The organism is Streptomyces phaeolivaceus, from assembly GCF_009184865.1.
Lineage (GTDB): Bacteria > Actinomycetota > Actinomycetes > Streptomycetales > Streptomycetaceae > Streptomyces > Streptomyces phaeolivaceus.
The window spans coordinates 3,425,852-3,450,187 of the sequence record NZ_CP045096.1; the positions used below are offsets into that span (position 1 = coordinate 3,425,852).

At 71.7% G+C, this 24,336-nt stretch carries 20 protein-coding genes; 7 read left to right on the forward strand and 13 right to left on the reverse strand.

Translation table 11 applies throughout. The features are described 5' to 3' along the window. Positions 1–13: 13 nt before the first annotated feature. Both F9278_RS16115 and F9278_RS16120 read left to right on the forward strand, forming a co-directional pair. Positions 14–658: a YveK family protein gene (locus F9278_RS16115; protein ID WP_193241514.1), complete on the forward strand. Its 645-nt coding sequence runs from the start codon at positions 14–16 to the stop codon at positions 656–658. Further along, positions 655–1,794: a GNAT family N-acetyltransferase gene (locus F9278_RS16120; protein WP_152168962.1), complete on the forward strand. Its 1,140-nt coding sequence runs from the start codon at positions 655–657 to the stop codon at positions 1,792–1,794. Before F9278_RS16115 ends, F9278_RS16120 begins: the two co-directional genes overlap by 4 nt. A 22-nt stretch (positions 1,795–1,816) precedes the next feature. Here F9278_RS16120 and F9278_RS16125 read toward each other — a convergent pair whose 3' ends face one another. Then, positions 1,817–3,199 (reverse strand): glycoside hydrolase family 26 protein, encoded by a 1,383-nt coding sequence (locus tag F9278_RS16125; protein WP_193241515.1) that lies wholly within the window; start codon positions 3,197–3,199, stop codon positions 1,817–1,819. Between the two features lie 179 nt (positions 3,200–3,378). Here F9278_RS16125 and F9278_RS16130 point away from each other — a divergent pair, with 179 nt between their 5' ends. Together F9278_RS16130 and F9278_RS16135 are read left to right on the forward strand one after the other, a co-directional pair. Then, positions 3,379–4,692 carry a carboxylate--amine ligase gene (locus tag F9278_RS16130; RefSeq protein WP_404819012.1) on the forward strand — a complete coding sequence of 438 codons (1,314 nt, stop codon included), beginning with the start codon at positions 3,379–3,381 and terminating at the stop codon, positions 4,690–4,692. Then, the gene (locus F9278_RS16135; protein ID WP_152173898.1) at positions 4,692–5,951 is read left to right on the forward strand and encodes an FAD-dependent oxidoreductase; all 1,260 of its coding nucleotides are present in this window, start codon (positions 4,692–4,694) and stop codon (positions 5,949–5,951) included. Before F9278_RS16130 ends, F9278_RS16135 begins: the two co-directional genes overlap by 1 nt. 48 nt (positions 5,952–5,999) lie before the next feature. Here the strand turns inward: F9278_RS16135 and F9278_RS16140 are convergent, their stop codons facing one another. The 3 genes from F9278_RS16140 to F9278_RS16150 form a co-directional block, all read right to left on the reverse strand. After that, entirely contained in the window at positions 6,000–7,001 is a 1,002-nt protein-coding gene (locus F9278_RS16140; RefSeq protein WP_152168964.1) for a chaplin family protein, read from the reverse strand. A gap of 110 nt (positions 7,002–7,111) precedes the next feature. Next, positions 7,112–7,369: a chaplin gene (locus F9278_RS16145; RefSeq protein WP_152168965.1), complete on the reverse strand. Its 258-nt coding sequence runs from the start codon at positions 7,367–7,369 to the stop codon at positions 7,112–7,114. 266 nt (positions 7,370–7,635) lie between these two features. Beyond that, complete coding sequence (locus F9278_RS16150) at positions 7,636–8,046, reverse strand: rodlin (RefSeq protein WP_152168966.1); 411 nt, start codon at positions 8,044–8,046, stop codon at positions 7,636–7,638. 254 nt (positions 8,047–8,300) lie between these two features. Between F9278_RS16150 and F9278_RS16155 the strand changes: the two genes are divergently transcribed. Both F9278_RS16155 and F9278_RS16160 read left to right on the forward strand, forming a co-directional pair. Then, positions 8,301–8,711 carry a rodlin gene (locus F9278_RS16155; RefSeq protein ID WP_152168967.1) on the forward strand — a complete coding sequence of 137 codons (411 nt, stop codon included), beginning with the start codon at positions 8,301–8,303 and terminating at the stop codon, positions 8,709–8,711. 117 nt (positions 8,712–8,828) lie between these two features. Further along, positions 8,829–9,233: a rodlin gene (locus F9278_RS16160; protein WP_152168968.1), complete on the forward strand. Its 405-nt coding sequence runs from the start codon at positions 8,829–8,831 to the stop codon at positions 9,231–9,233. A gap of 87 nt (positions 9,234–9,320) precedes the next feature. Here F9278_RS16160 and F9278_RS16165 read toward each other — a convergent pair whose 3' ends face one another. The 9 genes from F9278_RS16165 to iolC all read right to left on the reverse strand — a co-directional run bounded on the left by F9278_RS16165 (position 9,321) and on the right by iolC (position 23,096). Continuing rightward, complete coding sequence (locus tag F9278_RS16165; protein ID WP_152168969.1) at positions 9,321–11,246, reverse strand: AMP-dependent synthetase/ligase; 1,926 nt, start codon at positions 11,244–11,246, stop codon at positions 9,321–9,323. Between the two features lie 154 nt (positions 11,247–11,400). Continuing rightward, positions 11,401–12,990, reverse strand: coding sequence for a vWA domain-containing protein (locus F9278_RS16170; protein WP_152168970.1), 1,590 nt, complete (start codon positions 12,988–12,990; stop codon positions 11,401–11,403). A gap of 159 nt (positions 12,991–13,149) precedes the next feature. Beyond that, entirely contained in the window at positions 13,150–14,061 is a 912-nt protein-coding gene (locus tag F9278_RS16175) for an ABC transporter permease (RefSeq protein ID WP_193241516.1), read from the reverse strand. Continuing rightward, positions 14,058–16,718 carry an alpha/beta fold hydrolase gene (locus F9278_RS16180; protein ID WP_152168971.1) on the reverse strand — a complete coding sequence of 887 codons (2,661 nt, stop codon included), beginning with the start codon at positions 16,716–16,718 and terminating at the stop codon, positions 14,058–14,060. Before F9278_RS16180 ends, F9278_RS16175 begins: the two co-directional genes overlap by 4 nt. A 225-nt stretch (positions 16,719–16,943) precedes the next feature. Next, positions 16,944–18,446 carry a CoA-acylating methylmalonate-semialdehyde dehydrogenase gene (mmsA, locus tag F9278_RS16185; RefSeq protein WP_152168972.1) on the reverse strand — a complete coding sequence of 501 codons (1,503 nt, stop codon included), beginning with the start codon at positions 18,444–18,446 and terminating at the stop codon, positions 16,944–16,946. Between the two features lie 16 nt (positions 18,447–18,462). After that, positions 18,463–20,352: a 3D-(3,5/4)-trihydroxycyclohexane-1,2-dione acylhydrolase (decyclizing) gene (gene iolD, locus F9278_RS16190; protein WP_152168973.1), complete on the reverse strand. Its 1,890-nt coding sequence runs from the start codon at positions 20,350–20,352 to the stop codon at positions 18,463–18,465. Beyond that, complete coding sequence (iolB, locus tag F9278_RS16195) at positions 20,349–21,197, reverse strand: 5-deoxy-glucuronate isomerase (protein WP_152168974.1); 849 nt, start codon at positions 21,195–21,197, stop codon at positions 20,349–20,351. Before iolB ends, iolD begins: the two co-directional genes overlap by 4 nt. Before the next feature lie 7 nt (positions 21,198–21,204). Further along, on the reverse strand, positions 21,205–22,083 hold the full coding sequence (locus F9278_RS16200; RefSeq protein ID WP_152173900.1) for a Cgl0159 family (beta/alpha)8-fold protein: 879 nt from the start codon (positions 22,081–22,083) through the stop codon (positions 21,205–21,207). 62 nt (positions 22,084–22,145) lie between these two features. Next, positions 22,146–23,096 (reverse strand): 5-dehydro-2-deoxygluconokinase, encoded by a 951-nt coding sequence (gene iolC / locus F9278_RS16205; protein WP_152168975.1) that lies wholly within the window; start codon positions 23,094–23,096, stop codon positions 22,146–22,148. 138 nt (positions 23,097–23,234) lie between these two features. Between iolC and F9278_RS16210 the strand changes: the two genes are divergently transcribed. Beyond that, positions 23,235–24,152, forward strand: a complete 918-nt coding sequence (locus tag F9278_RS16210) for a sugar phosphate isomerase/epimerase family protein (RefSeq protein ID WP_152168976.1) — start codon at positions 23,235–23,237, stop codon at positions 24,150–24,152. Positions 24,153–24,336: the final 184 nt, after the last annotated feature.

Here is a 24,336-nt window from a genome sequence, read left to right on the forward strand (position 1 = left end):
TACGTCTGAACGTATGACCGAGGGCCCCAGCCGCGGGCCCATCTCCCCCACCCGCTCCAGGTCCCTGCCGCCCTGGTCCCTGCTCGCCGCCGGTGCGCTGCTCGGCGGGCTCGCCGGGGGCGCGTACGGGGTGGTGAAGGCGCCCGTCTACACCGCCACCAGCTATGTCGTCGTCGTGCCCGGCGAGGGATCGGACCCGCAGTCGGCGCTCGGCTTCGCACAGGCGTACGGCCGGGTGGCCACCCAGGTCGCGGTGCTCGGGGACGCGCAGGTGTGGGCGGGGGTACCGATCGCGACGCTGCGCAAGAACGTGCGGACGGCGACCTCGCCGGACGCGCCGATGGTCGCCGTGTCCGCCACCTCCTCGCGGCCGGACCTCGCCGCCGACATGGCCAACGCCGTCTCCCGGGCGCTGACCCGGCACGCGGGCGACTCCAAGCGGTCGACGCGCGTCGAACTGGAGCAGTTCGCCCGTGCGACCAGGCCGACCGAGGCGTCCTCGGCGTCGCCGACGGTGACCGGTCTGGTGGGCACCGCGGCCGGCGGACTGCTCGGCGGACTCGCGCTGCTGGTCCGGCCACGACGCACCCCGGAGACCCCACCGGCGGCCTCCGTCCCCGGTCCCGCTCTCGCCGCCGACACCCACGGACAGCTGTGACCAGCACCCTGCACACCGGGGTGAGCACCACCCTGCGCGCCGAACTCTGCACCGACGAGGGCGAGTTCGGCGAGCTGGCCGAGGCCTGGGACCGTCTGTACCGGCGGTGCGGCGCGGCCACCCCGTTCCAGAACCACGCCTGGCTGCACTCCTGGTGGCTGTCGTACGGCACCCCGGGCAGGCTCCGGCTGGTCGTGGTCCGGGACGGCGCCGAGCTGCGCGCGGTCGCCCCGCTGATGCTCGTGCGGCGCCCGCTGCCCGCCCTTGTCCCGCTCGGCTGCCCGATCTCCGACTTCGCGGATGTGATCGTCGACGACGAGTACGCCGAACAGGCGTCGGCCGCGCTCGCCGAGGGGCTGTCCGCCGCTGCCCGGACCGCGCTGATCGACTTCCGCGAGGTACGGCCGGGCGCCGCCGTCGAACGGATCTACGACTACTGGCGGGGTCCGCGCCGCAAGGTGGCCGACTCGGTCTGTCTGGAGCTGCCCGCGCAGCCCATGGACGAGCTGCTCAAACGGCTGCCCAACTCCCGGGCCCAGCGGGTGCGCGCCAAGCTCCGCAAGCTCGGCGACCTCGGTATCGAACCGCGTGCCGTACGCGCCGACGAGGTGGACGCGGCGCTGCGGACCATGCTGGAGCTGCACCGGCTCCAGTGGCAGGACCGCAAGGTGACCACCGAGCACATGCGGCCCCGTTTCTCGGAGCATCTGGCGCGCTCGGTCGGGCCGATGGTGCGCTCGGGGGACGCCGTGGTGACCGAGTTCCGGCTGGGCGACGACGTCCTGGCCGTCGACGTCACCCTGCTCTCGCGGAAGCTGGCGGGCGGCTACCTCTACGGCGCCCATCCACACCTGCGCGAACGCAAGGCGGATGTGGCCACCATGCTGCTCAACGCCTGCGCCGCGCAGGTCGGCTCCGGCGCCCACCAGGTGCTGAGCCTGTTGCGGGGCGCCGAGCCGTACAAGCTGCGCTGGCGCCCGGACACGGTCGTCAACCAGCGGCTGCTGCTGGCCCGCCGCCGGACCGCCCCGATCCTGTCGGCGGTCGCCTGTGACGCGGCGGCCCGCTGCCGGGGCAAGGAACTGGTCCGCCGCTGGCGAGCCCGGAAGGAACGCGATGCCGGCGGCGGGGGGTGAGCCGCCCGCCGCCGGCGCCGGATCACCGGTAGCGCGCCCACCAGTCCGTGCGGATGCAGAGCTTCCCGCCGATCCAGTACTCCACCCAGTCGCCCAGTTCCAGCGGCGAGCAGTTCGGCGGACGTACGGGCGTGGTGGGAGCCGGCTTGGGCGTGGGGGTGGGCGTCGGGGTGGGCGTGGGAGTGGGTGCGGGCTTCGGGGTCGCGGTGGCGTCCGTGTCACGGCCGAAGAGCATCGACCGGTACACCTGCGCCGCCTGCGGGTTGCTCGCGCACTGCCAGACACCGTGCGGGCAGTAGTCCGTGAGCGTGTTGTAGAGCGGCTTGTGCTCGTCCATCCAGGCGAGCATGCGCCTCATGTACTCCGGGTTGTCACCGTTGCGGAAGAGTCCCCATTCCGCATAGGAGATGGGCTTCTTGTGCTCCTTCGCGAAATCGACGTGCGCCTGCAGACCGTACGGCTCCTTCACCTGTTCGTCGAACGTGATGCCGCGCGGCTGGTCGTAGGAGTCCATGCCGATGATGTCGACCGTGTCGTCCCCCGGATAGCACTGCGTCCAGGGAATGGCGTCCCGGCCTCTGTTCGGGGTCCAGTCGAACTTGAATTTCTGGCCCGGCACCGCGCGCATCGTGGTGACGATCCTGTTCCAGTACTTCCTCCAGTTCTCCGGGTCGGGCCCGCAGCGATGGGTGTACGTGATGCCGTTCATCTCCCAGCCGAGCACGATCACCGTGTCCGGGATCCTCAACTCGACCAGCCGCTCCGCGAGTCGGCGGTAGTGGCGGTCGAACTCACCGGCGGCGGCGCGGCGCAGCAGCCCACGCACCTCGGCGTCGGAGACGCCCTCCTCGTTGCGCTCCATCATGGGCACGTTGAGGACGAACATCCGGTCGTCCTCGTCGCGCCGCCACTCCGCCCAGGAGTCCAGGAAGCCGGGCAGGCCCTCGATGTTGGACCAGCGGTCGCCCGGCAGGTAGGTGTGCGCCACCCGCAGGTCGGAGCCGCCCAGCCAGTCGCTCAGTTCGGCGATCCGGGCGACACCGCGCGGCCCGTAGTGCAGATAGGCGCCGATGGCCGGCAACTGCTCGGGGGCCTTCGGGGTCTCGGAGGGAGTGGCCGGCACGGGTGTCGGGACGGCCGGGGCCGGGGTCACGGCGGCGGGTGCCGCCGGAACCGTGGGGGTGATCGGAGCCGCCGGGGCGGCGGGTGTCTGGGGGACGGCCGGTGCCGGTGGTGTCTGGGGGACGGCCGGTGCCGGTGGGTCGGTCACCCGGGTCACCATCGCGCCCACGGCGTACACCGGGACCGACGCGAGGGCGAACGTCGTGACCACGCCGGCCGCGATGAGCGCCAGCCGTCTGTTGCGGGGCCGCCTGTGGCGGGCCCGTCGCTGCTGTGGAGCCATGTCCGCTCCCCTCTCCGCTTTCTTCACTTCACTGCTTTCCGCCGCCGATTTCCACCTACTGACAATCAGTCATACGAATATGAATTCCGCCAACTGGGGCTCCGGCCTTCGGGTGCCCGAATCGCCCGCACGGGTGACCCGACGTCAAAGAAATGTGCGAGGACCCTGTCGAAATGAACGTGTCGCCGCTCGACACCCGCGTTCCGGCCGTTCTGCTGCGGACGGACCGGAATCCCTTCCACCACGGAACCCTGGGAGCCGTACGGTCCTTGGGCCGTGCCGGGGTGGAGGTGCATCTGGTCGCCGACTGCGCGGGAAGCCCCGTCCGCAGCTCGCGGTTCCTCCGCGCCACCCACACCCCGCCCCGGCTCGGCGCCCGTCCCGAGGAATTCGCCGCCGTCCTGCGCCGGGTGGCGGACCGGGTCGGCCGGCGGGCCGTCCTGGTCCCCCTGGACGACGCGAGCGCCGTGGCCGTCGCGCGGCTGCGCGGGGAACTGACGGACGGTTATCTGCTGCCGGACGGTCCCGCCGCGCTCGCCGAGCAGGTCGCCGACAAGGCCGAACTGGCCGCCCTGTGCGCACGTCTGGACCTCCCGCACCCGGCGACGGCGCTCCCCGACAGCCCGGCGGAGGCCGCGGCGGCGGCCCGGGAGCTGGGCCTGCCGGTGGTCGCCAAGTGGAGCCGCCCATGGCTGCTGCCGGCCGACGCGGGCCTGCGCAGCACCACGGTGGTGCGCTCCGCCGGGGAGGCGGCGGCCCTGTACCGCCGCTCACCGCAGGCGGGCAGCCGGCTGCTCCTCCAGGCGTTCCTGCCACCGGGGCTCGACCGCGACTGGTTCTTCCACGGGTACGCCGACCGCGCCGGGGCCGTACGCGGCGGCGGTCCCGGCCGGAAGCTGGGCGCCTGGCCGCCCGGCGCGGGCCTGACCACCGTCGGCCGCTGGACCCCCAACCCGGAGGTGCGGGACCTCGCCGAGCGGCTGACCGGCGCGCTCGGCTACCGGGGCGTGTTCGACCTCGACTTCCGTCGCGAGGGCCGCACCGGCGCGTACCACCTGCTCGACTTCAACCCGCGCCCCGGCGCGCAGTTCCGGCTCTTCACCGACACCGCCGGTGTCGATGTCGTCCGCGCGCTGCACCTGGACCTGACGGGCCGCGAGATCCCGGACGGGTCGCCCGTGCCGGGCCGGACCTTCGTCGTGGAGAACTACGCGCCGCTCACCGCGCTGCGCCCGTCCGCCCCGCCGTACCCGTCGGTCCGTCCGGGCACGCGCGAACTGGCCTGGTACGCGCGCGACGACCGCGCCCCCGGCCTCGCCCTGTGGTCCCTGTGGCCCCGCCACGCGCTCGGCCGGCTGCTGGCACCCCGCACGCCCCCTCCCGCCCCGCACGACCGGCCCCCCGGCGAGAACCGGACGGAGAGCCGGGCGGAGAACCGGGCCGGGAGCCAGGCCGGGAACCGCGCCGAGAACGAGAAAGCGAGCCGCCCGTGATGTACGACCTGCTGGTGGTGGGCGCCGGCCCCTACGGCCTGTCCATCGCGTCCCACGCCGCGGCGGCCGGGCTCAGCCTGCGCGTCCTCGGCCGGCCCATGGCGTCCTGGCGCGACCACATGCCGTCGGGCATGTTCCTCAAGTCCGAGCCCTGGGCCTCCAATCTCTCGGACCCGGAGGGGCGTTGGCGGCTGGACGCGTACTGCGCCGAACAGGGCGTCGAGGCCGGGCACGGCCGCCCCATCCCGGTCGGCACGTTCGCCGCGTACGGCCAGTGGTTCGCCCGCAACGCCCTCCCGCCCGTCGACGAACGGATGGTGACGCGTCTTCAGCGCGGCTGCGGGGCGTTCGAGGCGGTCCTGGACGACGGCGAGACGGTCCGGGCCCGCACGGTGGCCCTCGCCGTCGGCGTCCTCCCCTTCGTCGAAGTACCGTCCGTACTGCGCGAGTTGAACCCCACCCTGGTCTCCCACAGCAGTCACCACCGCGCCCTCGACCGATTCCGGGGCCGGGACGTCACGGTGATCGGCGGCGGCCAGGCGGCCCTGGAGACGGCCGCGCTCCTCGCCGAACAGGGCACCCGCGTCAGGGTGTTGGCTCGCTCCCCCACCCTCCGCTGGAACGACGTCCCACCCCCGCTGGAGCGCCCCCTGTGGGACCTGGCCCGCTCCCCGCACAGCGGCCTGGGCTGCGGCTGGCGCAACTGGTTCTACGCGGAACGGCCCGGCTGGTACCGCCGGCTGCCCGAGACGCGACGGGTCCGGGTCGCCGCATCGGCGCTGGGCCCCGCGGGCGCCTGGTGGGTCCGCGACCGCGTCGAACGGGCCGTCGAGGTACGGCTCGGCCAGGAGGTCGCGGCGGCGTACGGGACGGGCGGCGGCGTCCGCCTGGAGACGGTGGGCCGCAGCGGCGAACTGACCTCGCTGGACACCGAGCACGTCATCGCGGCCACCGGGTTCCGGGCCACCTGTGAGCGGCTCGACCCCCTGGCCCGTGACCTCCGCGCGGACCTGGTGCCGCTCGCCGACGGCTCGCCCTCGGTGGGACGGGACTTCGAGTCCTCGGTCCCCGGCCTGTTCCTCGCGGGTCTCACGACCGCCGCCGGTTTCGGCCCCGCGATGCGCTTCGTTTACGGCGCGTCGTTCACGGCGCCCGCACTGGTACGAGGGGTACGGCGGCGACTGCGCGCGGGGGTGCCCGGCGGGCGGATCCCGGTGCCGGGAGCGCGGGCCGACCTGGCCTCCACCGCCGGGTCCTGACCTGCCCGGGTGCCGGAGGCCCACCGCGCCTCCGGCACCCGAGGCGGCTCAACGACCGGACGCGGCCCGGCCCCGCCGGTACAGGATGGCCCCACCCGCGATCAGCGCGAGGCTGGCGGCCCCGGCGGCGGCGAGCGCCTCACGGTCACTGCCGGTCTCGGGGAGCGTGGGCGGCTTGGTGGGCGGGCCGGTCGGCGACTCGGTCTCGTGCGGAGGCTTCGTCGGCGGCTTGGTCTCGTGCGGAGGCTTGGTGGGGGGCTTGGTCTCGTGCGGCGGCTTCGTCGGGTGCGGAGACTTGGTCGGCGGCTGCGACGAGTGCGGGGGCTTCGTCGGGGGCTGCGACGAGTGCGGGGGCTTCGTCGGCGGCTTCGTGGGATGCGGGGAGTGCGCAGGCGGCTTCGTCGGCTGCGGGGAGTGCGTCGGCGGCTTGGTCTCGTGCGGCGGCTTCGTCGGCGGGTCCGTCGGCGGGTGGTCGCCGTAGCCGCCCTCGGCCTCCTCGTCGTCCGGGTGGTCGCCGTAGTCGCCCGGGGAATCGTCGTGGCCGCCCTGCGTACCGTCGTCGTTCCCGTAACCGCCGTCGTCCCAGGGGTCCGTGTATTCCGTGTACGCGTCGGCCCCCTCGTACGCGCCGTGTCCCGCGAACTCCTCGTACTCCTGGTACTCGGACTCCCACGACTCCTCGGGGTCGGCGACCGGGGCGGCGTAGCGGGGCTCGGCCACCGGGGCGGCGTACTGCTCGGGCGCGGTCTGCCGCTCGGGGGCGGCCTGGCTCTCCGGGGCGCTGCGGGGGCTCTGCGCGGTGTGGTCACCGGCGTTGCCGCACTCGTTGCCGAGGGAGGGGTTGCCGGCCGCGACGACGTCGACGGTGTTGCCGCAGACGTTCACCGGAACGGTGACCGGCACCTCGACCGCGTTGCCCGAGGCGACGCCGGGCGAGTTCGAGGCGGCGCCTTGCGCGCCCGTGTCCGCGAGCACCGGCGTGCCGTAGAGGGACAGCAGGCCCGTCGTCGCGGCGGCCACGACCATTCTCTTGCGCAGGGTATGGCGCATCTCGTTCTCTTCCTGCTCGAAGAAGTGGGAAAAGCCGGCCTTGGCGCCGCTGAGGACACTCCAAGGCCGGCTGAGGCACAGCCGAACGGCTGGTGCGAGGCGTTACGACGTCAGTCGTTGACGCACACGTTGCCGGCTGCCGGGTTGAGCAGCCCGATGATGCTGATGGAGTTGCCGCACACGTTGATCGGAACGTGGACGGGAACCTGCACCACGTTGCCCGAGAGGACACCCGGGGAACCGATGGCGGCACCCTTGGCGTCCGCGTCGGCGAAAGCCGGGGTGGCAAGACCCACGGCCATGATCACGCCGGCGACGACAGCAGCGCTCTTCTTGAGCTTCACGTCATTTCCCTTCTCTGCGGTCATGCCTCAATTGACGGCCGAAACCGAGCGAGCACAGCATGAACGGCTCGCATCATGACCTGCAGCCTGCGAAACGAGGAATAGACACCTGAAGAAACTCAGGAACGCGGGGAGCGGGGTAATTCACTCGATCGCCCCGGGAATTATCGGACTGTCGAATATTCGGCCACTCGAATGGCTCCCCCGTGGACAGCGGAAGGGCCCGGACCGCCCGCATGCACCGCACGGACGGACCGGGCCGCTTACCGGTTTCCGTTTCCGGTTTCCGGTCAGCCGTTCCCGTTGCCGTTGCCGTTGTCCGAGAGGACCGGGATGTCCGACAGGATGTGCGACAGCGGCTCGTCGCCCTTGGCCTGCGTGGAGTTCTCGGCGCACTGCTGGTTCTGCGGCGCGGACAGGACCGGGATGTCCTGGAGGGCGATCCCGGCGAGCAGGCCGATGCCGCCGATGTTGCCCTTGACCGGCAGACCGACACAGGGCTTGTTGAGCGAACCCTGGACGAGGGAGAGCTGCGGGCTCATGTCGCCCTTGGTCGCCGAGTTGCCGAACGCCTGGCTGGCGCCGTTGCCGCTGAAGGAGTTCGTGCCGCCGTCGTCGGCGAGCGCGTGGGGGGCGGCGGCGGCCGCGAGGCCGGTGATGGAAGCGGCGATCGTAACCGCGGCCATTGCCTTCTTGAGCATTTCGCGTTCCTTTCATGGCGGAACCCGCGGGTCCCTGACGCTGGCAGCAACGGCCGTACACCCGCGGCGGTTTCGGTGCGTCACCCGTTCGGCCCGCTCACGCCGGCGAATTCCAGTGGACCGAAAACGCTCCGCGCGCCCCGCCGCCACTCCTTCGCATGGGCCGACGGAGTGAATCAGAGCAACTGTGGAGTCCGGCGGAAGTTGTCCATGGCGCTCCGGTGGAAACGGGTTTTTCCAGAAGGGAATCGCAAGTGATCAAGAAGCTCATGGCCGTGACCACGATCGCCGCCTCCGTGGTCGGAGCCTCGGCCGCGTCCGCGCCCCAGGCGCTCGCCGACGACGGCGGCACCACGACCTTCAGCGGCAACGGCGCCGAGCAGGTGTACGGCAACTCGGCGACGTACGGCAACATGAGCCCGCAGATGGCTTTGATCCAGGGCTCGTTCAACAAGCCCTGCATCGGCCTGCCGGCCAAGCTCAACCTCGGTGGCATCGGGCTGCTCGGGCTCGCCCTCCAGGACATCCCGGTCCTGTCGGCGCCGCAGAACCAGCAGTGCACCGAGAACTCCACGCAGGCCAAGGGCGACGAGCCGCTGTCGCACCTGCTGTCGGACATCCCGATCCTCTCGGACAACGGCAACGGCAACAACAACGGCAAGTAGCACCCCGATAAGCCTCCTAATGCGCCAATGGGGGCAATCTACGCAACCGTTGGCCGGGCGCCCGGTTGATCAGGGCGCAACTCCGCAACGGAGTCCGCTTTCCGAAAGGGATCGAACATGAAGAAGCTGTGGGCTACCGCGGCTGTTGCCGCTTCCATCGCCGGCCTCGCTGCCGCCGCCCCCCAGGCGGTCGCCGATGACGGCGGCACGAACTCCTTCAGTGGCAACGGTGCCAGCCAGGCGTTCGGCAACTCGGTGACCAAGGGCGACATGAGCCCGCAGCTCTCCCTGGTCCAGGGTTCGCTCAACAAGCCCTGCATCGGTCTGCCGGCCAAGCTCAACGTCGGCGGTATCGGTGCCATCGGAGCCGCCCTCCAGGACATCCCGATCCTGTCGGCGCCGCAGAACCAGCAGTGCACCGAGAACTCCACCCAGGCCAAGGGCGACGAACCGCTGTCGCACATCCTGTCCGACATCCCGATCCTCTCGGACAACGGCAACGGCAACAACAACGGCAAGTAGCACCACGCCGCCACCGGACACACCGAAGCGGGTCGCCGAGTTCTCGGCGGCCCGCTTCGCCGTACTCCTACAGCGTTGGCCCGTGGCTCACTTCCTGGCGTACAGCGACTCGATCGCCGCCGCGTACGCCGCCGTGACCGCGTGGCGCTTGATCTTCATCGACGGGGTGAGCAGGCCGTTCTCCTCGTTGAACTCGCCCTCCACCAGCTTGAATTCGCGGATGGACTCGGCGCGGGAGACGGCCTGGTTGGCGTAGTCGACGGCCTGCTGGACGTCGGCGCGCATCCGGGGGTCGCCGACGATCTCGGAGAGCGGGGTGTCCGGGGACATGCCGCGGACGTGCAGCCAGTGGGTGACGTCCTCGGGGTCGAGGGTGATGAGGGCGGCGACGAAGGGCCGGTTGTCGCCGACGACGATGCACTGGCCGACCGGGGGGCGGCTGCGCAGCCGGTCCTCCAGGACGGCCGGGGAGACGTTCTTGCCGCCGGAGGTGACGAGAATGTCCTTCTTGCGGCCGGTGATGGTGAGATAGCCGTCCTCGTCGAGGGCGCCGAGGTCACCGGTGGCGAACCAGTCGTCGGTGAGGGCGGCGTCGGTGGCGACCGGGTTGTTCCAGTAGGTGCCGAAGACGATGCCGCCCTTGATGAGGACCTCCCCGTCGTCGGCGATACGGATCGCGGTGCCGGGGACGGGCTGGCCGACGGTGCCGGGGCGGGGTTTCAGGGGCGGCACGACGGTGGCGGCGGCGGTGGTCTCGGTGAGGCCGTAGCCCTCGTAGACGATGATCCCGGCGGCGTAGAAGAAGAGGTTGAGGTCGCGGTCGAGCGGGGAGCCGCCGCTGATGGCGTAGCGCATCCGGCCGCCGAGCTCCTTGCGGACGCGGCGGTAGACCAGCAGGTCGTACAGGGCCCAGGCGGCGTACAGGCCGGGGGTCGGGCCGGGGCCCTTGTCCAGGAACTTGTCGAGGTAGGCGCGGGCGAAGCGGACGCCGAGGCGGTGGGCGCGGTCGAAGGAGGCGCCGCGGCCGATGCGTTCGGCGGTGGCGCGGCCGGTGGCGTGGATCCGCTCGAAGAGGTACGGGACGCCGACCAGGAAGGTGGGGCGGAACCTCTTGAGCGCGGGCCGCAGTTCGTCGGGCTTGATGCTCGGGCAGTGGCCTATCTCGATGCGGGCCATGAGGCAGGCGATCTGGATCGTGCGGCCGAGGATGTGCGCGAGCGGGAGGAAGAGGAGGGTGGCGGCGACCTCGCCGGTGACCTCCTTGAAGAGGGGGTGGAGCAGTTCGACCGTGTTGGCGGCCTCCGCGTGGAGGTTGGCGTGGGTGAGGACGCAGCCCTTGGGGCAGCCGGTGGTGCCGGAGGTGTAGCAGATGGTCGCCGCAGTGTCGGGGGTGAGGGCGGCGCGGCGTTTGGTGACCTCGTCCTCGGGGACGCCCCGGCCGAGGTCGGCGAGGTGGGCGAGGGCCTCCCGGTCGATCTGCCAGACGTGCGGGGGCTGGGAGTGGCCGGCGGTGGCGGTGGCGACGGCCTCCGCGTTGTCGGCGGTCTCCACGACGACGAAGCGGGAGCCGGAGTCGCGGACGATCCACTCGATCTGCTCGGGCGAGGAGGTGGCGTAGACGGGGACGGACTGGCCGCCGGCCGCCCAGACGGCGAAGTCGAGGACCGTCCACTCGTAGCGGGTGCGGGACATGATCGCGACCCGGCCGCCCGGTTCGAGACCGGCGGCGATCAGCCCCTTGGCGGTGGCGGTGACCTCGCGGGCGAAGGCCGTCGCGGTCACCGGGCGGTAGGTGCCGTGCTGGTCGGCGCGGCGCAGGACGACCGCGTCGGGGGCCGCGGTGGCGTTGACGAAGGGCAGGTCGGCGATACTGCCGCCGGTCGGGCGGGGGGCGAGGGCGGGGGTGCGGGCCTCGCGGACCACGCCGTGCGCGTCCCTGACGACCTCGACCTCGACGCGGTCGGCCAGGCCGCCGCGCCGCTTCGCCTGGTTCAAGTCCTTGCGTACGCCCATCACCGCTCCCCGGGGCCCCCGACCACTTCATTACTGACGAGTCAACTTACCGGTGCGTAAGGAATTTTCAATGGTTTCGGGCGACTCCGGGGGACGGGGAGGGGCGGGGGGACGGGCGCGGCCGGTCCCCCGGCCGTCCCCCGGGGCCGGGTCGTCAGGTCAGCATCTCGTCGGCGGTCTTGATCGCCTCGGCCAGGTCGTACAGGTCCTTGTCCTCGCGGCCCCGCGCCAAGTCGTCGGCGCGGTCGCCCAGTTGACTGAGGGTGAGGCCGGCCGGGAGGGCGGTCCAGTGGCCGTCCCGCTGTCGGAGGGAGTCGGCGAAGTAGGCGGCGACGGCGGCGACCCGGAGTCCGTACGGTGCGTCGGTCCAAAGGTCGCCGTGCAGGGCCGGGGTCTCCAGGGCGGCCGACTCCTCGTGCGGGGTGCGGGTGTCGGGGTCGAGCCAGCGGACGGTGGCGGTGGCGAGGTGGCCGCCCTCGGCGCCCTCCTTGGTGCGGACGACGTAGAGGGCGGTGACGGTGTGGCCGGGGCCGACCTCGCCGCCGTCCACGCGGTTGTCACGGAAGTCCTCGTCGGCGACCCGCCGGTTGTCGTAGCCGATGAGGCGGAACTCGTCGACGGTCGCCGGGTCGAAGGAGACCTGGGCCTTGGCGTCGCGGGCGGTGAGGTCGATGTGGCGCGGGAGTTGCTCGCAGAAGACCTCCTCGGCCTCCTCCTCGGTGGAGACGTAGGTGGTGTGGCCGTCGCCCCGGTCGGCGAGCTGTTCCATGAGCGCGTCGCCGTAGTCGCTGCCGACGCCGACGCCGAAGAGGGTGATGCCGTGGGCGCGGCGTTCGCTCGCGATGCGTTCGAGGATGGTCTCGGCGTCGGTGTCACCGGTGTTGGCGAGCGCGTCGGAGAGGAGGACGACCCGGTTGGTCGCGCCCTCGCGCAGGCCGTCGACGGCCGTCTCGTAGCCGGTCTCGACGCCCGCCGCGAGGTTGGTGGAGTCGGTGGGCTCCAGGCTGTCGACGGCCTCGCGGATCTCGCCGCGGTGGTCGTCGAGGCGGGTCATCGGCAGGATCGTCTCGGCCTCGTCGCTGAAGGCGACGATCGCCACGGAGTCGTCGTCGCGCAGCCGGTTGGTCATGGTGCGCAGGGCGTCCTGGGCGAGGTCGAGACGGCCCGGTTCGGACATGGAGCCGGAGACGTCGATGACGAAGGTGAGGGCGGCGGACGGGCGCCTGCTGTCGTCCTCGGCGGCGCGGGTGGCGAGGCCGACGCGGACCAGCGACCAGTTCTCGTCGTCGGTGCGGGCGCCGTCGACGGTGACCGAGAAGCCGTCGCCGTCCGGGCGTTCGTAGTCCTGGCGGAAGCTGTTGACGAATTCCTCCGGCCGGACCGTCGACGGGTCGGGCAGGGCGCCGTCTTCCAAGGTGCGGCGGGCGTAGCCGTAGGAGGCGGTGTCGACGTCGAGGGCGAAGGTGGAGAGATGGTCCGGGGACGGCGCGAAGTCGTCGGAGCCCTCGGTCGGTTGCCCGCCGCGCTGTTCGCCGGTGCCGGTGCCCTCGGGCATGGGGGCCGGGAAGCCGTCGTCGGGGCGGCTCTCGCCCTTGCCCCGGTCGTACGAGGAGGAGTCGCCGCGCTCGCCGGCGCCGCCGCCGCATCCGGTGAGGAACAGGGCGCCGGCCGTGCCCAGGGCGAGGAGCGTGGTGCCCAGCCGCCGTCGTGTCGTCGTCCGACCGGTCCTGCGATACGTGTGCATCCGGGCCCCCTAGCCACGTCGCCTGTCGCCTTTCTGCGGGCGACTGTTGTGACTGTGACGGCGGAGGGGGCCCGGATGTGCGCCACGGGGAGTTGCGGATCCGTCTCGAAGAGGCCACGGCGGGGGCCCGTCGAGACCGGTGGGTGATCCTCCGTTGACCTAGGAGACGACGTCCTTGCGGCGGAAACCCCGGAAGGCCAGGGCGAACAGGACGAGCGCGTACGTTACCGAAATCGAGACGCCCTGGATCATGTCGGTGTACTCGGGCTGCGGGCGGACGACGTCCAGCCAGGCGTACTGCCAGTGCGTGGGCAGGAAGTCGCGCCAGTCGCCGAGAGCGGTCACCTCGTCGAGGACGCTGCCGACGATGGTGAGGCCGACGGCGCCGCCGACCGCGCCGAGCGGGGCGTCGGTCTTCGTGGAGAGCCAGAACGCCAGGGCGGCGGTGACCAGTTGGGACACGAAGATGTACGCCACGGTGATCGCCAGGGCCTGGGCGGCGGCGCCCGTCGCGATCTCCCCGCCGGTCGGCAGCACCAGCGGGCCCCAGCCGTAGGCGAGCGAGCCGACGATCAGCGCGACGACCGGCAGCAGCACCAGCGCCGCGAGGCTGAGGGTGAGGCCGACGACGAGCTTGGACCACAGCAGCCGGGCGCGGGGCACGGGTGCGGCGAGGAGATAGCGCAGGGAGGACCAGCTGGCCTCCGAGGCGACCGTGTCGCCGCAGAACAGCGCGACGGGGATGACGAGCAGGAAGCCCGCGGCGGCGAACAGGTTCACCGCGGCGAAGTTCGCGCCGGACGCCGTCGCGGTGTCCATCAGGTTGGTCCGGTTGTTGCCCTCGCCGGGGGTGCCGCCGACCTGGAAGGCGATCAGCAGCACGAGCGGCAGGGCGAACAGGATGCCGAACATGACCATCGTGCGGCGGCGCTTCAGCTGGCGGACCAGTTCGACCCGCAGGGGCAGGGTGCGGCCCGCGCGGTAGCCGTCGGCGACCTCCACGGGTTCGCCGCGGCCGGGCTCGGTGTGCCCGGGTTCTGCGTGCTCGGCACGCTCGGCCAGCGTGCTCATGCGGACTCTCCGATCAGGGTGAGGAAGGCGTCTTCGAGGCGGCGGTGCGGGCCGACGGACTCCACGGGGACCTCCAGCCGGACCAGTTCGGCGACCAGGCGCCGGGCGCTGCCGTCGGCGTCGAGCCGGACCACCAGGCCGTCGTCGGCGCGGACGGCCGATGTGACACCCGGCAGAGCGGCGATCTTCTCGACGACCGGCTCGTCCACCGGCTCGGACGTACCGACCAGCAGGGTGTCGCCGGATCCGACGATCTTGCTGACGGGGCCCGCCTGGACGAGCTTGCCGTGGTCCATGACGACCAGATGCGTACAGGTCTGCTCGACCTCCGCCAGCAGGTGGCTGGAGACGATGACCGTGCGGCCGGCCGCCGCGTACCGGATCATGACCTCGCGCATCTCGCGGATCTGTGGCGGGTCGAGGCCGTTGGTCGGCTCGTCGAGGATCAGCAGGTCGGGCAGGCCCAGCATGGCCTGGGCGATGGCCAGGCGCTGGCGCATGCCCTGGGAGTAGGTGCGGACCGCGCGGGCCAGGGCGTCGCCGAGACCGGCGATCTCCAGGGCCTCGTCCATGTGGGCGTCCTCGGCCGGGCGGCCGGTGGCGGCCCAGTACAGCTCCAGGTTCTCGCGGCCGGACAGGTGCGGGAGGAAGCCCGCGCCCTCGACGAAGGCACCGACCCGGGAGAGGACCGGGGCGCCCGGCACGATCGCGTGGCCGAAGACCCGGATCCGGCCGCCGTCGGGCTGGATCAGACCCATCAGCATGCGCAGGGTCGTCGTCTTGCCGGCGCCGTTCGGCCCGAGCAGCCCGAGGACCTGGCCCCTCTCCACACGGAAGGAGAGGTCGCGGACGCTGTACCGGTCGCCGTTCTTGTACTTCTTGCTCAGGTCGGTGATCTCCAGCGGGACCTCGGCGAGCGCCGGGTCCGGGGCCGGGGTGACGATCCGGCGGCGGCCGGTGACCAGCAGGAGCGCCGCGATCACGGCACCGGCGATCGGCAGGTACCAGACCCAGGCGGGCAGCACGTCCGTGCGCTCGGCCCGGCCGAGCGGTGTGGGCACCTCCAGATCGCCCCTGAGGGAGACGGTGTACGTCGCCGGGGTCGCCGGGGAGGCGTAGCCGAGGTCGGTGGAGGCGAGAACCAGGCGCAGGCTGTGGCCGTCGTCGAGTTCGTGGTCGATGGCCGGGAGGGTGAGCCGCACGTCCTTGCCGGCCCTGGCGCCCTCGACCCGGACGGGCTCGACGAGCTGGGACGGCAGGACCTGCGACCTGCTGCCGTCCGGGCCGACGTCGTACACCTTGGCGAAGAGGACGGCGTCCTCGGTGGTCGACTTCACATGGACGGTCGCCGTGGGCGAGCCGGTGATCTGGAGGTCCTCGGCGACGGGCTTCGACTGGAACGCGGCGAACTGGCCGGGGAAGTCGAGCGAGATGCTGACGCCGAGAGAGGAGAGCTGGGCGAGGCCGCCGCCGGCGCCGAGGCCGGGGAGGGCCGAGATGGCGGGCGGGTTGGCGCCGGCCGGGTTCTCGAAGCTCTGCTCGCGGCCGGCGAGGGCGATCTTCGTGGGGTCGCTCTCCAGGCCCGGGTAGGTGTCGTCGGTCGTACCGGCGAGCCGGGGTTCGCCGTCGCCGGAGCCGGCGCCGAGGGTGCGGGTGACACGGAACGCGGAGCCGGTGTCGGCGCCCTTGTCGTCCTTGAGGTAGCGGTCGAACCAGGAGTTGACCCGGGCCTGGACGCGGGAGGTCTCCATGTCACCGCCGTCGTGGCCGCCGGAGATCCAGTCGACCTCGACGGGCGCGCCGTTGGCCTTGATCGCCTTGGCGGCGGCGTCGGCCTGGCCGAGCGGGAAGAGGGAGTCGGTCTGGCCCTGCATCAGCAGGGTGGGCACCTTGATGCGGTCGCCGACGGCCTCGGGGCTGCGCTCGGCGAGCAGCTTCTCGGCCGCCGCGTCGGGCTTCCCGGACTCGGCGACCCGCTGGTACATCTCGCAGAGCTGGGTCTCGAACTTCTCGCAGCCGCCGCCGGTGTTGACGAAGAGACCGGCCCACAGCTTCTTGAACACGCCGTTCGGGAACAGGGCGTCCGACAGGTTCCAGTACGTGATCGCGGGCGCGATGGCGTCCACCCGGTCGTCGTACCCGGCGGCCAGCAGCGAGATCGCGCCGCCGTACGAGGCGCCGGCGACGCCGAGGCGGGGGTCGCCCTTCTTGTCGAGCTGGACCTCGGGGCGGTCGGCGAGCCAGTCGATCAGCTGGGTGACGTCGGCGACCTCGCCCTTCGGGTCGTTCAGCCCGATCCTGCCGGTCGACTCACCGAAGCCGCGGGCCGACCAGGTCAGCACCGCGTAGCCGTCGCGGGCGAGGGCCTCGGCCTGGGAGCGGACGTCGTCCTTGCTGCCGCCGAAGCCGTGGCCCAGCATGACGGCCGGGCGGCGGCCGTCGCCGCCGGAGGTGAAGTACGAGGTGTCGATGCGCACGCCCTCGGCCGTGGTCATGGCCTGGTCGGTGCGCTTCACCGGCGCCGCCCCGTCCGAGGCGGTGGCCGTCCAGGTGCCCGCGCCGGCGAGCACGACGACGGCGACCGCGGCGGCGATGGTGCGCCTCGGCCTCCGGCGGAGCGCTCCGCGCAGTCGCGGGCCGGTCAGTCGAAGATCCATGCGTCAACGGTACGGGGCGCTGTCGGTGCGGCATGGCCCCCTCAGGGGGGAAGAGTGGGGCATCCCACGGTCGTACGGGAGGAATTCGGTATACAGCGGGTGCGGTACGCGGGGGTGGGGGAGGGACTCGACAGCAACCTGATAAGTCGGGCGTTCCAGGAGCCGCACAAACACCTCTGCCCCCCGAGCCCTCGGGCGCAGGGGGCGAAGTGACCGGCGTGGTGCTCAGTGGTTGCGCGGGAAGCCCAGGTCCACGCCCGAGGGGCCGTCGGCCGGGTCGGGCCAGCGGGTGGTGACGACCTTGCCCCGGGTGTAGAAGTGGGTGCCGTCGTTGCCGTAGATGTGGTGGTCTCCGAAGAGGGAGTCCTTCCAGCCGCCGAAGCTGTGGTAGCCGACGGGGACCGGGATCGGCACGTTGACGCCGACCATGCCGGCCTCGACCTCCAGCTGGAAGCGGCGGGCGGCGCCGCCGTCGCGGGTGAAGATCGCGGTGCCGTTGCCGAAGGGCGAGGCGTTGATCAGGGCGATGCCCTCGTCGTAGGTGTCGACGCGCAGCACGGTCAGCACCGGGCCGAAGATCTCGTCCTGGTACGCCTTCGCCGTGGTGGGGACCTTGTCCAGCAGCGAGATGCCGATCCAGTGGCCGTCCTCGTAGCCCTCGACCGTGAAGCCGGTGCCGTCGAGGACCACCTCGGCGCCCTCGGCCGCCGCGCCCGTGACGTAGGACGCCACCTTGTCGCGGTGGACGGCCGTGATCAGCGGGCCCATCTCGGAGGTGGGGTCGTTGCCGGGGCCGATCTTGATCTTCTCGGCGCGCTCGCGGATCTTGTCCACCAGCTCGTCGCCGATCGCGCCCACGGCCACGACCGCCGAGATCGCCATGCAGCGCTCGCCCGCCGAGCCGTACGCCGCGCTCACAGCGGCATCCGCCGCCGCGTCCAGGTCCGCGTCCGGGAGGACCAGCATGTGGTTCTTGGCGCCGCCGAGCGCCTGGACGCGCTTGTGGTTGGCGGAGGCCGTGGTGTGGATGTAGCGGGCGATCGGGGTCGAGCCGACGAAGGAGATCGCCTTGACGTCCGGGTGCTCCAGGAGACGGTCCACCGCCACCTTGTCGCCGTGGACGACGTTGAAGACGCCGTCGGGCAGGCCTGCCTCGGAGAGCAGCTCGGCGATCTTGATGGAGGCCGAGGGGTCCTTCTCGGACGGCTTCAGGACGAAGGTGTTGCCGGTCGCGATGGCGATCGGGAACATCCACATCGGGACCATCGCCGGGAAGTTGAACGGGGTGATGCCCGCGACGACACCCAGCGGCTGGCGGATGGACGAGACGTCCACACGGCTGGCGACCTGCGTCGACAGTTCGCCCTTCAGCTGGACGTTGATGCCGCAGGCCAGGTCGACGATCTCCAGGCCGCGCGCGACCTCGCCGAGCGCGTCCGAGTGCACCTTGCCGTGCTCGGCGGTGATCAGCTCCGCGATCGCGTCGCGGTTGGCGTCCAGCAGCGCGCGGAAGCGGAACAGGATCTCCGTGCGCTTGGCCAGCGAGGACTGGCCCCAGGTGACGTAGGCCTCCTTGGCGGTGCGTACCGCCGCGTCGACCTCGTCGACGGTCGCGAAGGCGACCTTGGTGGTGACCGCGCCGGTCGCCGGGTCCGTGACCGGCCCGAACGTACCCGACGCGCCTTCGACGGTCTTGCCGCCGATCCAGTGGTTGACGATCTTCGTCATTCCAGAAACTCCTTGCTTACAGATGGCGGCGTCGGGTTGAGACGTGCCGGTCGTACTCCTCGCGTGCCTTGACCGCCGACGCGCGGGTCGCGGTCTCGGCCACAGGTACATCCCACCAGGCCTGCGCGGGGGGCGGGCCCGACACTGTGTCTGCCGTTTCCGTCTCCACGTAGACACAAGTGGGAGTGTCGGCCGCCCGTGCCTCGGCGAGGGCGGCGCGCAGCTCACGGACGGTCCTGGCGCGCAGCACGCGCATACCGAGACTGGCCGCGTTGGCGGCGAGATCCACGGGCAGCGGGGCGCCCGTGAACAGGCCGTCGTCCGGATTCCGGTGGCGGTACGCGGTGCCGAACCGCTCACCGCCGACCGACTCGGAGAGGCCGCCGATGGAGGCGTACCCGTGGTTCTGCACGAGCAGCACCTTGATCGGGATGTTCTCCTGCACGGCGGTCACGATCTCGGTCGGCATCATCAGATACGTGCCGTCGCCGACCAGCGCCCACACCGGGCGGCCGGGGGCGGCCAGCCGGACGCCGATCGCGGCCGGTATCTCGTAGCCCATGCAGGAGTAGCCGTACTCCAGGTGGTACTGGTCCCGCGACCGTGCCCGCCACAGTTTGTGCAGGTCACCGGGGAGGGAACCGGCCGCGTTGATGAGGATGTCGGACTCGTCGACGATCTCGTCGAGGAGGCCGAGGACCTGGGCCTGGGTGGGCCGGGTGTCCGGTTCGTCGGCCTCGTAGCAGGCGTCGACGCGGTGCTCCCAGCGCTGCTTGTCCTCCCCGTACTCGGAGACGTACGCGTCCGCGACCCGGTGCCCGTGGAGCTCCAGGGCCTCGGCGAGCGATTCGAGGCCGGCCCGCGCGTCCGCGATCAGCGGCAGCCCGGAGAGCTTGTGGCCGTCGTGGGGCGCGATGTTGAGGTTGAGGAAGCGGACGCCGTCGGCGGCGAACAGGGTGTTCGAAGCGGTGGTGAAGTCCGTGTACCGGGTGCCGACGCCGATCACCAGGTCGGCGGTGCGGGCGAGTTCGTTGGCGGTCGCGGTGCCGGTGTGGCCGATGCCGCCCACGTCCTGCGGGTGGTCGAAGCGCAGCGAGCCCTTGCCGGCCTGGGTGGAGGCGACCGGGATGCCGGTGGCGTCGGCCAGTTCGGCGAGCACCTCTTCCGCGCGGGCGTGGTGGACACCGCCGCCGGCGACGATCAGCGGACGGCGTGCCTCCCGGATCGCGCCCACGGCCGCGGCCAGTTCGGCGACGTCGGCCGCCGGGCGGCGCACGTTCCAGGTCCGCTCGGCGAAGAACTCCTCCGGCCAGTCGTACGCCTCCGCCTGCACGTCCTGCGGGAGGGCGAGGGTGACCGCGCCCGTCTCCACCGGGTCGGTGAGGACGCGCATCGCCTGCAGCGCGGCCGGGATCAGCGCCTCGGGGCGGGTGATCCGGTCGAAGTACCTCGACACCGGGCGCAGTGTGTCGTTGACGCTGATGTCGCCCGCGTACGGGACTTCGAGCTGCTGGAGGACCGGGTCGGCCGGGCGGGTGGCGAAGATGTCGCCGGGCAGGAGCAGCACCGGGAGGTGGTTGATGGTGGCGAGGGCGGCGCCGGTGACGAGGTTGGTGGCGCCGGGGCCGATGGACGTCGTCACCGCGTGCGTGGAAAGGCGGTTCGACTGACGGGCGTAGCCGACGGCCGCGTGCACCATCGACTGCTCGTTGCGGCCCTGGAGGTAGGGCATGTCGTCGGCGTACTCGATCAGCGCCTGGCCGAGGCCCGCGACATTGCCGTGGCCGAAGATGCCCCAGGTGGCGCCGATCAGCCGCCGCCGCTCGCCGTCGCGCTCGGTGTACTGGGCGGCGAGGAATCGGACCAGCGCCTGCGCGACGGTGAGCCTCGTGGTCCCCGTGCTCATCGGTACCCCTCCGTGTGATCGGGGTGGAAGCAGATCCGCCACTGCCGCTCCGAGCCCGGACCGGCCATGACGTTCAGGTAGTACATGGTGTGGCCGGGCTGCGCGATGGACGGGCCGTGCCAGCCGTCGGGAACGAGCACCGCGTCACCGGAACGGACCTCGGCGAGCACCTCGGAGCCGCCCTCGCGGGAGGGGGACACGCGCTGGTAGCCGAAGCCGTGCGGGCCGTCGATCTCGAAGTAGTAGATCTCTTCGAGTTCGGTCTCCTCCCCCGGCCGGTTCTCGTCGTGCTTGTGCGGCGGGTACGAGGACCAGTTGCCGCCGGGGGTGATGACCTCGACGGTGATCAGCTTGTCGCACGCGAAGGCGTCGGCGGAGGCGAAGTTGCGGACCTGGCGGGCGCAGGTGCCGCTGCCCCGGTCCTCCACGGGGACCTCCGGCGCGGGGCCGTAACGAGCGGGGAGTCGTCGCTCGCACTTCGCTCCTGCCAAAGCGAAGCGGCCTCCCGCGCCGGAGGCGATCTGTACCCGGGCGTCACGGGGCGCGTACACGAAGTCGGAGACTCCGGCGAACACGCTCTCCCTGCCCAGGATCTGGAACTCCGTGATGCCGCCACCGTCCGAATTGCCCGGTTCCTCCGACACCTGAACCGTACAACCGCCGTTGAGGGACAACACGATCCACTCGCTGTCCCCGGCGCTGAAGGTATGCGTGCCGTCCGGGCCCAACTCCACGATCCTGAGGCTGCTGTGGGTCCAGCCGGCCCGCTCCGGATCGATGTCCACGGCGTACCGGTCGTTCGCGGTGGCGCCCTTGGGTACGTACAGCTCGGTCTTCTGTGTCATGCGGCCCTCACAACAGTCCAACGGCGGTGTCCACGGCGGCGGTCACATCGCCGTCCGCCGGGTAGAGCAACGAGCGGCCGACCACCAGCCCCTGCACGGTGGGCAGTTGCAGCGCGCCCCGCCACTTCTCGTACGCGCCCTCCTGGTCCTCGCCGACATCGCCGCCGAGCAGCACGGCGGGCAGCGTCGAGGTCTCCATGACACGGGCCATGTCGTCGGGGTTCTCGGTGACGGGCACCTTCAGCCAGGTGTACGCCGAACTGCCGCCGAGCCCGGCCGCTATGGCGATCGACTTGGTGACGGCCTCGGCGCTCAGATCGTTCTTGACCTTGCCGGTGGCCGGGTCGCGGCGGCTGATGAACGGCTCGACGAAGACGGGGAGCCGTCGCTCGGCCATGGCGTCCACGGCGCGGGCGGTGGACTCCAGGGTGGTGAGGGAGCCCGGGTCGTCGTAGTCGACGCGCAGCAGGAGCTTGCCGGCGTCGAAGCCGAGGCGCTCCATGTCCTCGGGGCGGTGGCCGGTGAAGCGGTCGTCGAGTTCGAAGCTGGCGCCCGCGAGGCCGCCCCGGTTCATCGAGCCCATGACGACCTTGCCGTCGAGGGCGCCGAGGAGGAGCAGGTCGTCCAGGATGTCGGCGGTCGCGAGGACGCCGTCCACCCCGGGGCGGGACAGTGCCAGGCACAGCCGTTCGAGGAGGTCGGCGCGGTTGGCCATGGCGAGTTTGCGGTCGCCGACGGAGAGGGCGCCACGGGCCGGGTGGTCGGCGGCGACGATCATCAGCCGGCCGGAGTCACCGATCAGGGGCCGGCGGGCGCGCCGGGCGGCGGCCTCGGCGATGGCCTCGGGGTGATGGACCCGGGTACGGACGAGGGCGGAGACGTCGATGGGGCCGAGGGGGCCGGGGGAGCCGAGGGGGCTCACGCCGTCGGTCGTGGGGCGCGTGGGGGTCACAGGACCGCTCCCGCCGCGACGGCCGTCTCGATCTCTTCCACGGTGGGCATCGCGGAGGAGCACTCCAGGCGGGAGGCGACGATGGCGCCGGCCGCGTTGGCGTGCCGCATGATCTTCTCCAGGTCCCAGCCTTCGAGCAGGCCGTGGCAGAGGGAGCCGCCGAAGGCGTCACCGGCGCCGAGGCCGTTGAGGACGTTCACGGGCAGCGGCGGGACCTCGGCGGACTCGCCCTTGCTGTTGACCGCGAGAACACCCTTCGGCCCCTGCTTGACGACCGCGAGTTCGACGCCGGCGTCGAGCAGCGCGCGGGCGGCGGCCCGCGGCTCGCGGACACCGGTGGCGACCTCGACCTCGTCGAGGTTGCCGACGGCGACGGTGGTGTGCCGCAGGGCCTCCTCGTAGAAGGGGCGTGCCTCGGCCGGGTCGGTCCAGAACATGGGGCGCCAGTCGAGGTCGAAGACCGTCGTCCCGGCCCTGGCCCGGTGGGCGAGGGCCGCGAGCGTCGCCGTACGGCTGGGCTCCTCGCTCAGACCGGTGCCGGTCACCCAGAAGATCCGGGTCCCGGCGATGGCGTCGAGGTCCAGCTCGTGGGCGTCGATCTCCAGGTCCGGGGCCTTGGGGCGGCGGTAGAAGTAGAGCGGGAAGTCGTCCGGCGGAAAGACCTCGCAGAAGGTGACGGGCGTCGGCAGACCCGGGACCGGGGTGACCCAGCGGTCGTCCACGCCGAAGTCGCGCAGCGCCTGGTGGAGGTAGTCGCCGAAGGGATCCTCACCCGTGCGGGTGATGACGGCGGTGGAGCGGCCGAGGCGGGACGCGGCCACCGCGACGTTCGTGGCCGATCCGCCGAGGAACTTCCCGAAGGACGTCACCTGCGGCAGCGGAACCCCCGTCTGCAACGGGTAGAGATCCACACCGATCCGCCCCATGGTGATCAGGTCGTACGCCATCGAGTTCCCTTCACGCGCCGGGCCCGTCCGCCGGTTCCGTCAAGGTCTAGCTCCGCCGGAGCGACCCTGTCAATACTTTGTCCAGACATTCGGACCACCTATTGACACCCTCCGCTTTCGGGGCTGAAGCTGACTCCCATGACGTCGTTGTCACCTCAGTCCTCACTCTCGCGCATCCGAGTCGGCTCGGCGCCCGACTCCTGGGGCGTCTGGTTCCCCGACGACCCCCAGCAGGTCCCCTGGCAGCGCTTCCTCGACGAGGTCGCCGCTTCCGGCTACGAGTGGATCGAGCTGGGCCCGTACGGCTATCTGCCGACCGACCCGGCGGTCCTCGCCGAGGAGACCGCCAAGCGCGGCCTGAAAGTGTCGGCCGGCACCGTGTTCACCGGCCTGCACCACGGCCCGGACGTCTGGGAGAAGACCTGGGCGCACGTGGCCGACAACGCGGTCCTCGCGCAGGCGATGGGTGCCAAGCACCTCGTCGTCATCCCGTCCTTCTGGCGGGACGACAAGACGGGCAAGGTGCTGGAGCCCAGCGAACTGACCGTCGAGCAGTGGCGGCACCTCACCCAGCTCACCGAGCGGCTCGGGCGGGAGGTGCGGGAGAAGTACGGCCTCCAGATCGTCGTCCACCCGCACGCCGACACCCACATCGACAGCGAGGAGAACGTCGTCCGCTTCCTGGACGGCACGGACTCCTCGGTGGTCTCGCTCTGCCTCGACACCGGGCACTACGCCTACTGCGGCGGCGACAGCGTCAAGCTGATCGAGACGTACGGGGAGCGCATCGGGTATCTGCACCTCAAGCAGGTCGACCCCGAGATCCTGGCCGATGTGCGGGCGAACGAGATTCCGTTCGGGCCTGCCGTCGCCCGGGGTGTGATGTGCGAGCCGCCGAAGGGCGTGCCCGAGCTGGGGCCGGTGCTGGCCGCCGCCGCGAAGCTGGACGTGGATCTGTTCGCGATCGTGGAGCAGGACATGTATCCGTGTGAGCCGGACGCTCCACTGCCGATCGCTCAGCGGACTCGGGCGTTCTTGAGGTCCTGCGGCGCGTAGGCGCTCCGCTGGAGGGCGGGCACCGAGAAGCGACGGGGAACTGCGGGTGATCGGCGGGCTGCGGGTGGTTCGCGGCTGGTCGCGCAGTTCCCCGCACCCCTTTCGGGGCGCCCGTGCGTCACTCTTGTCACAAATAACCCCTCCCTGTCACACATGTCACGTGTACGCGGGTATTCCGTCACAC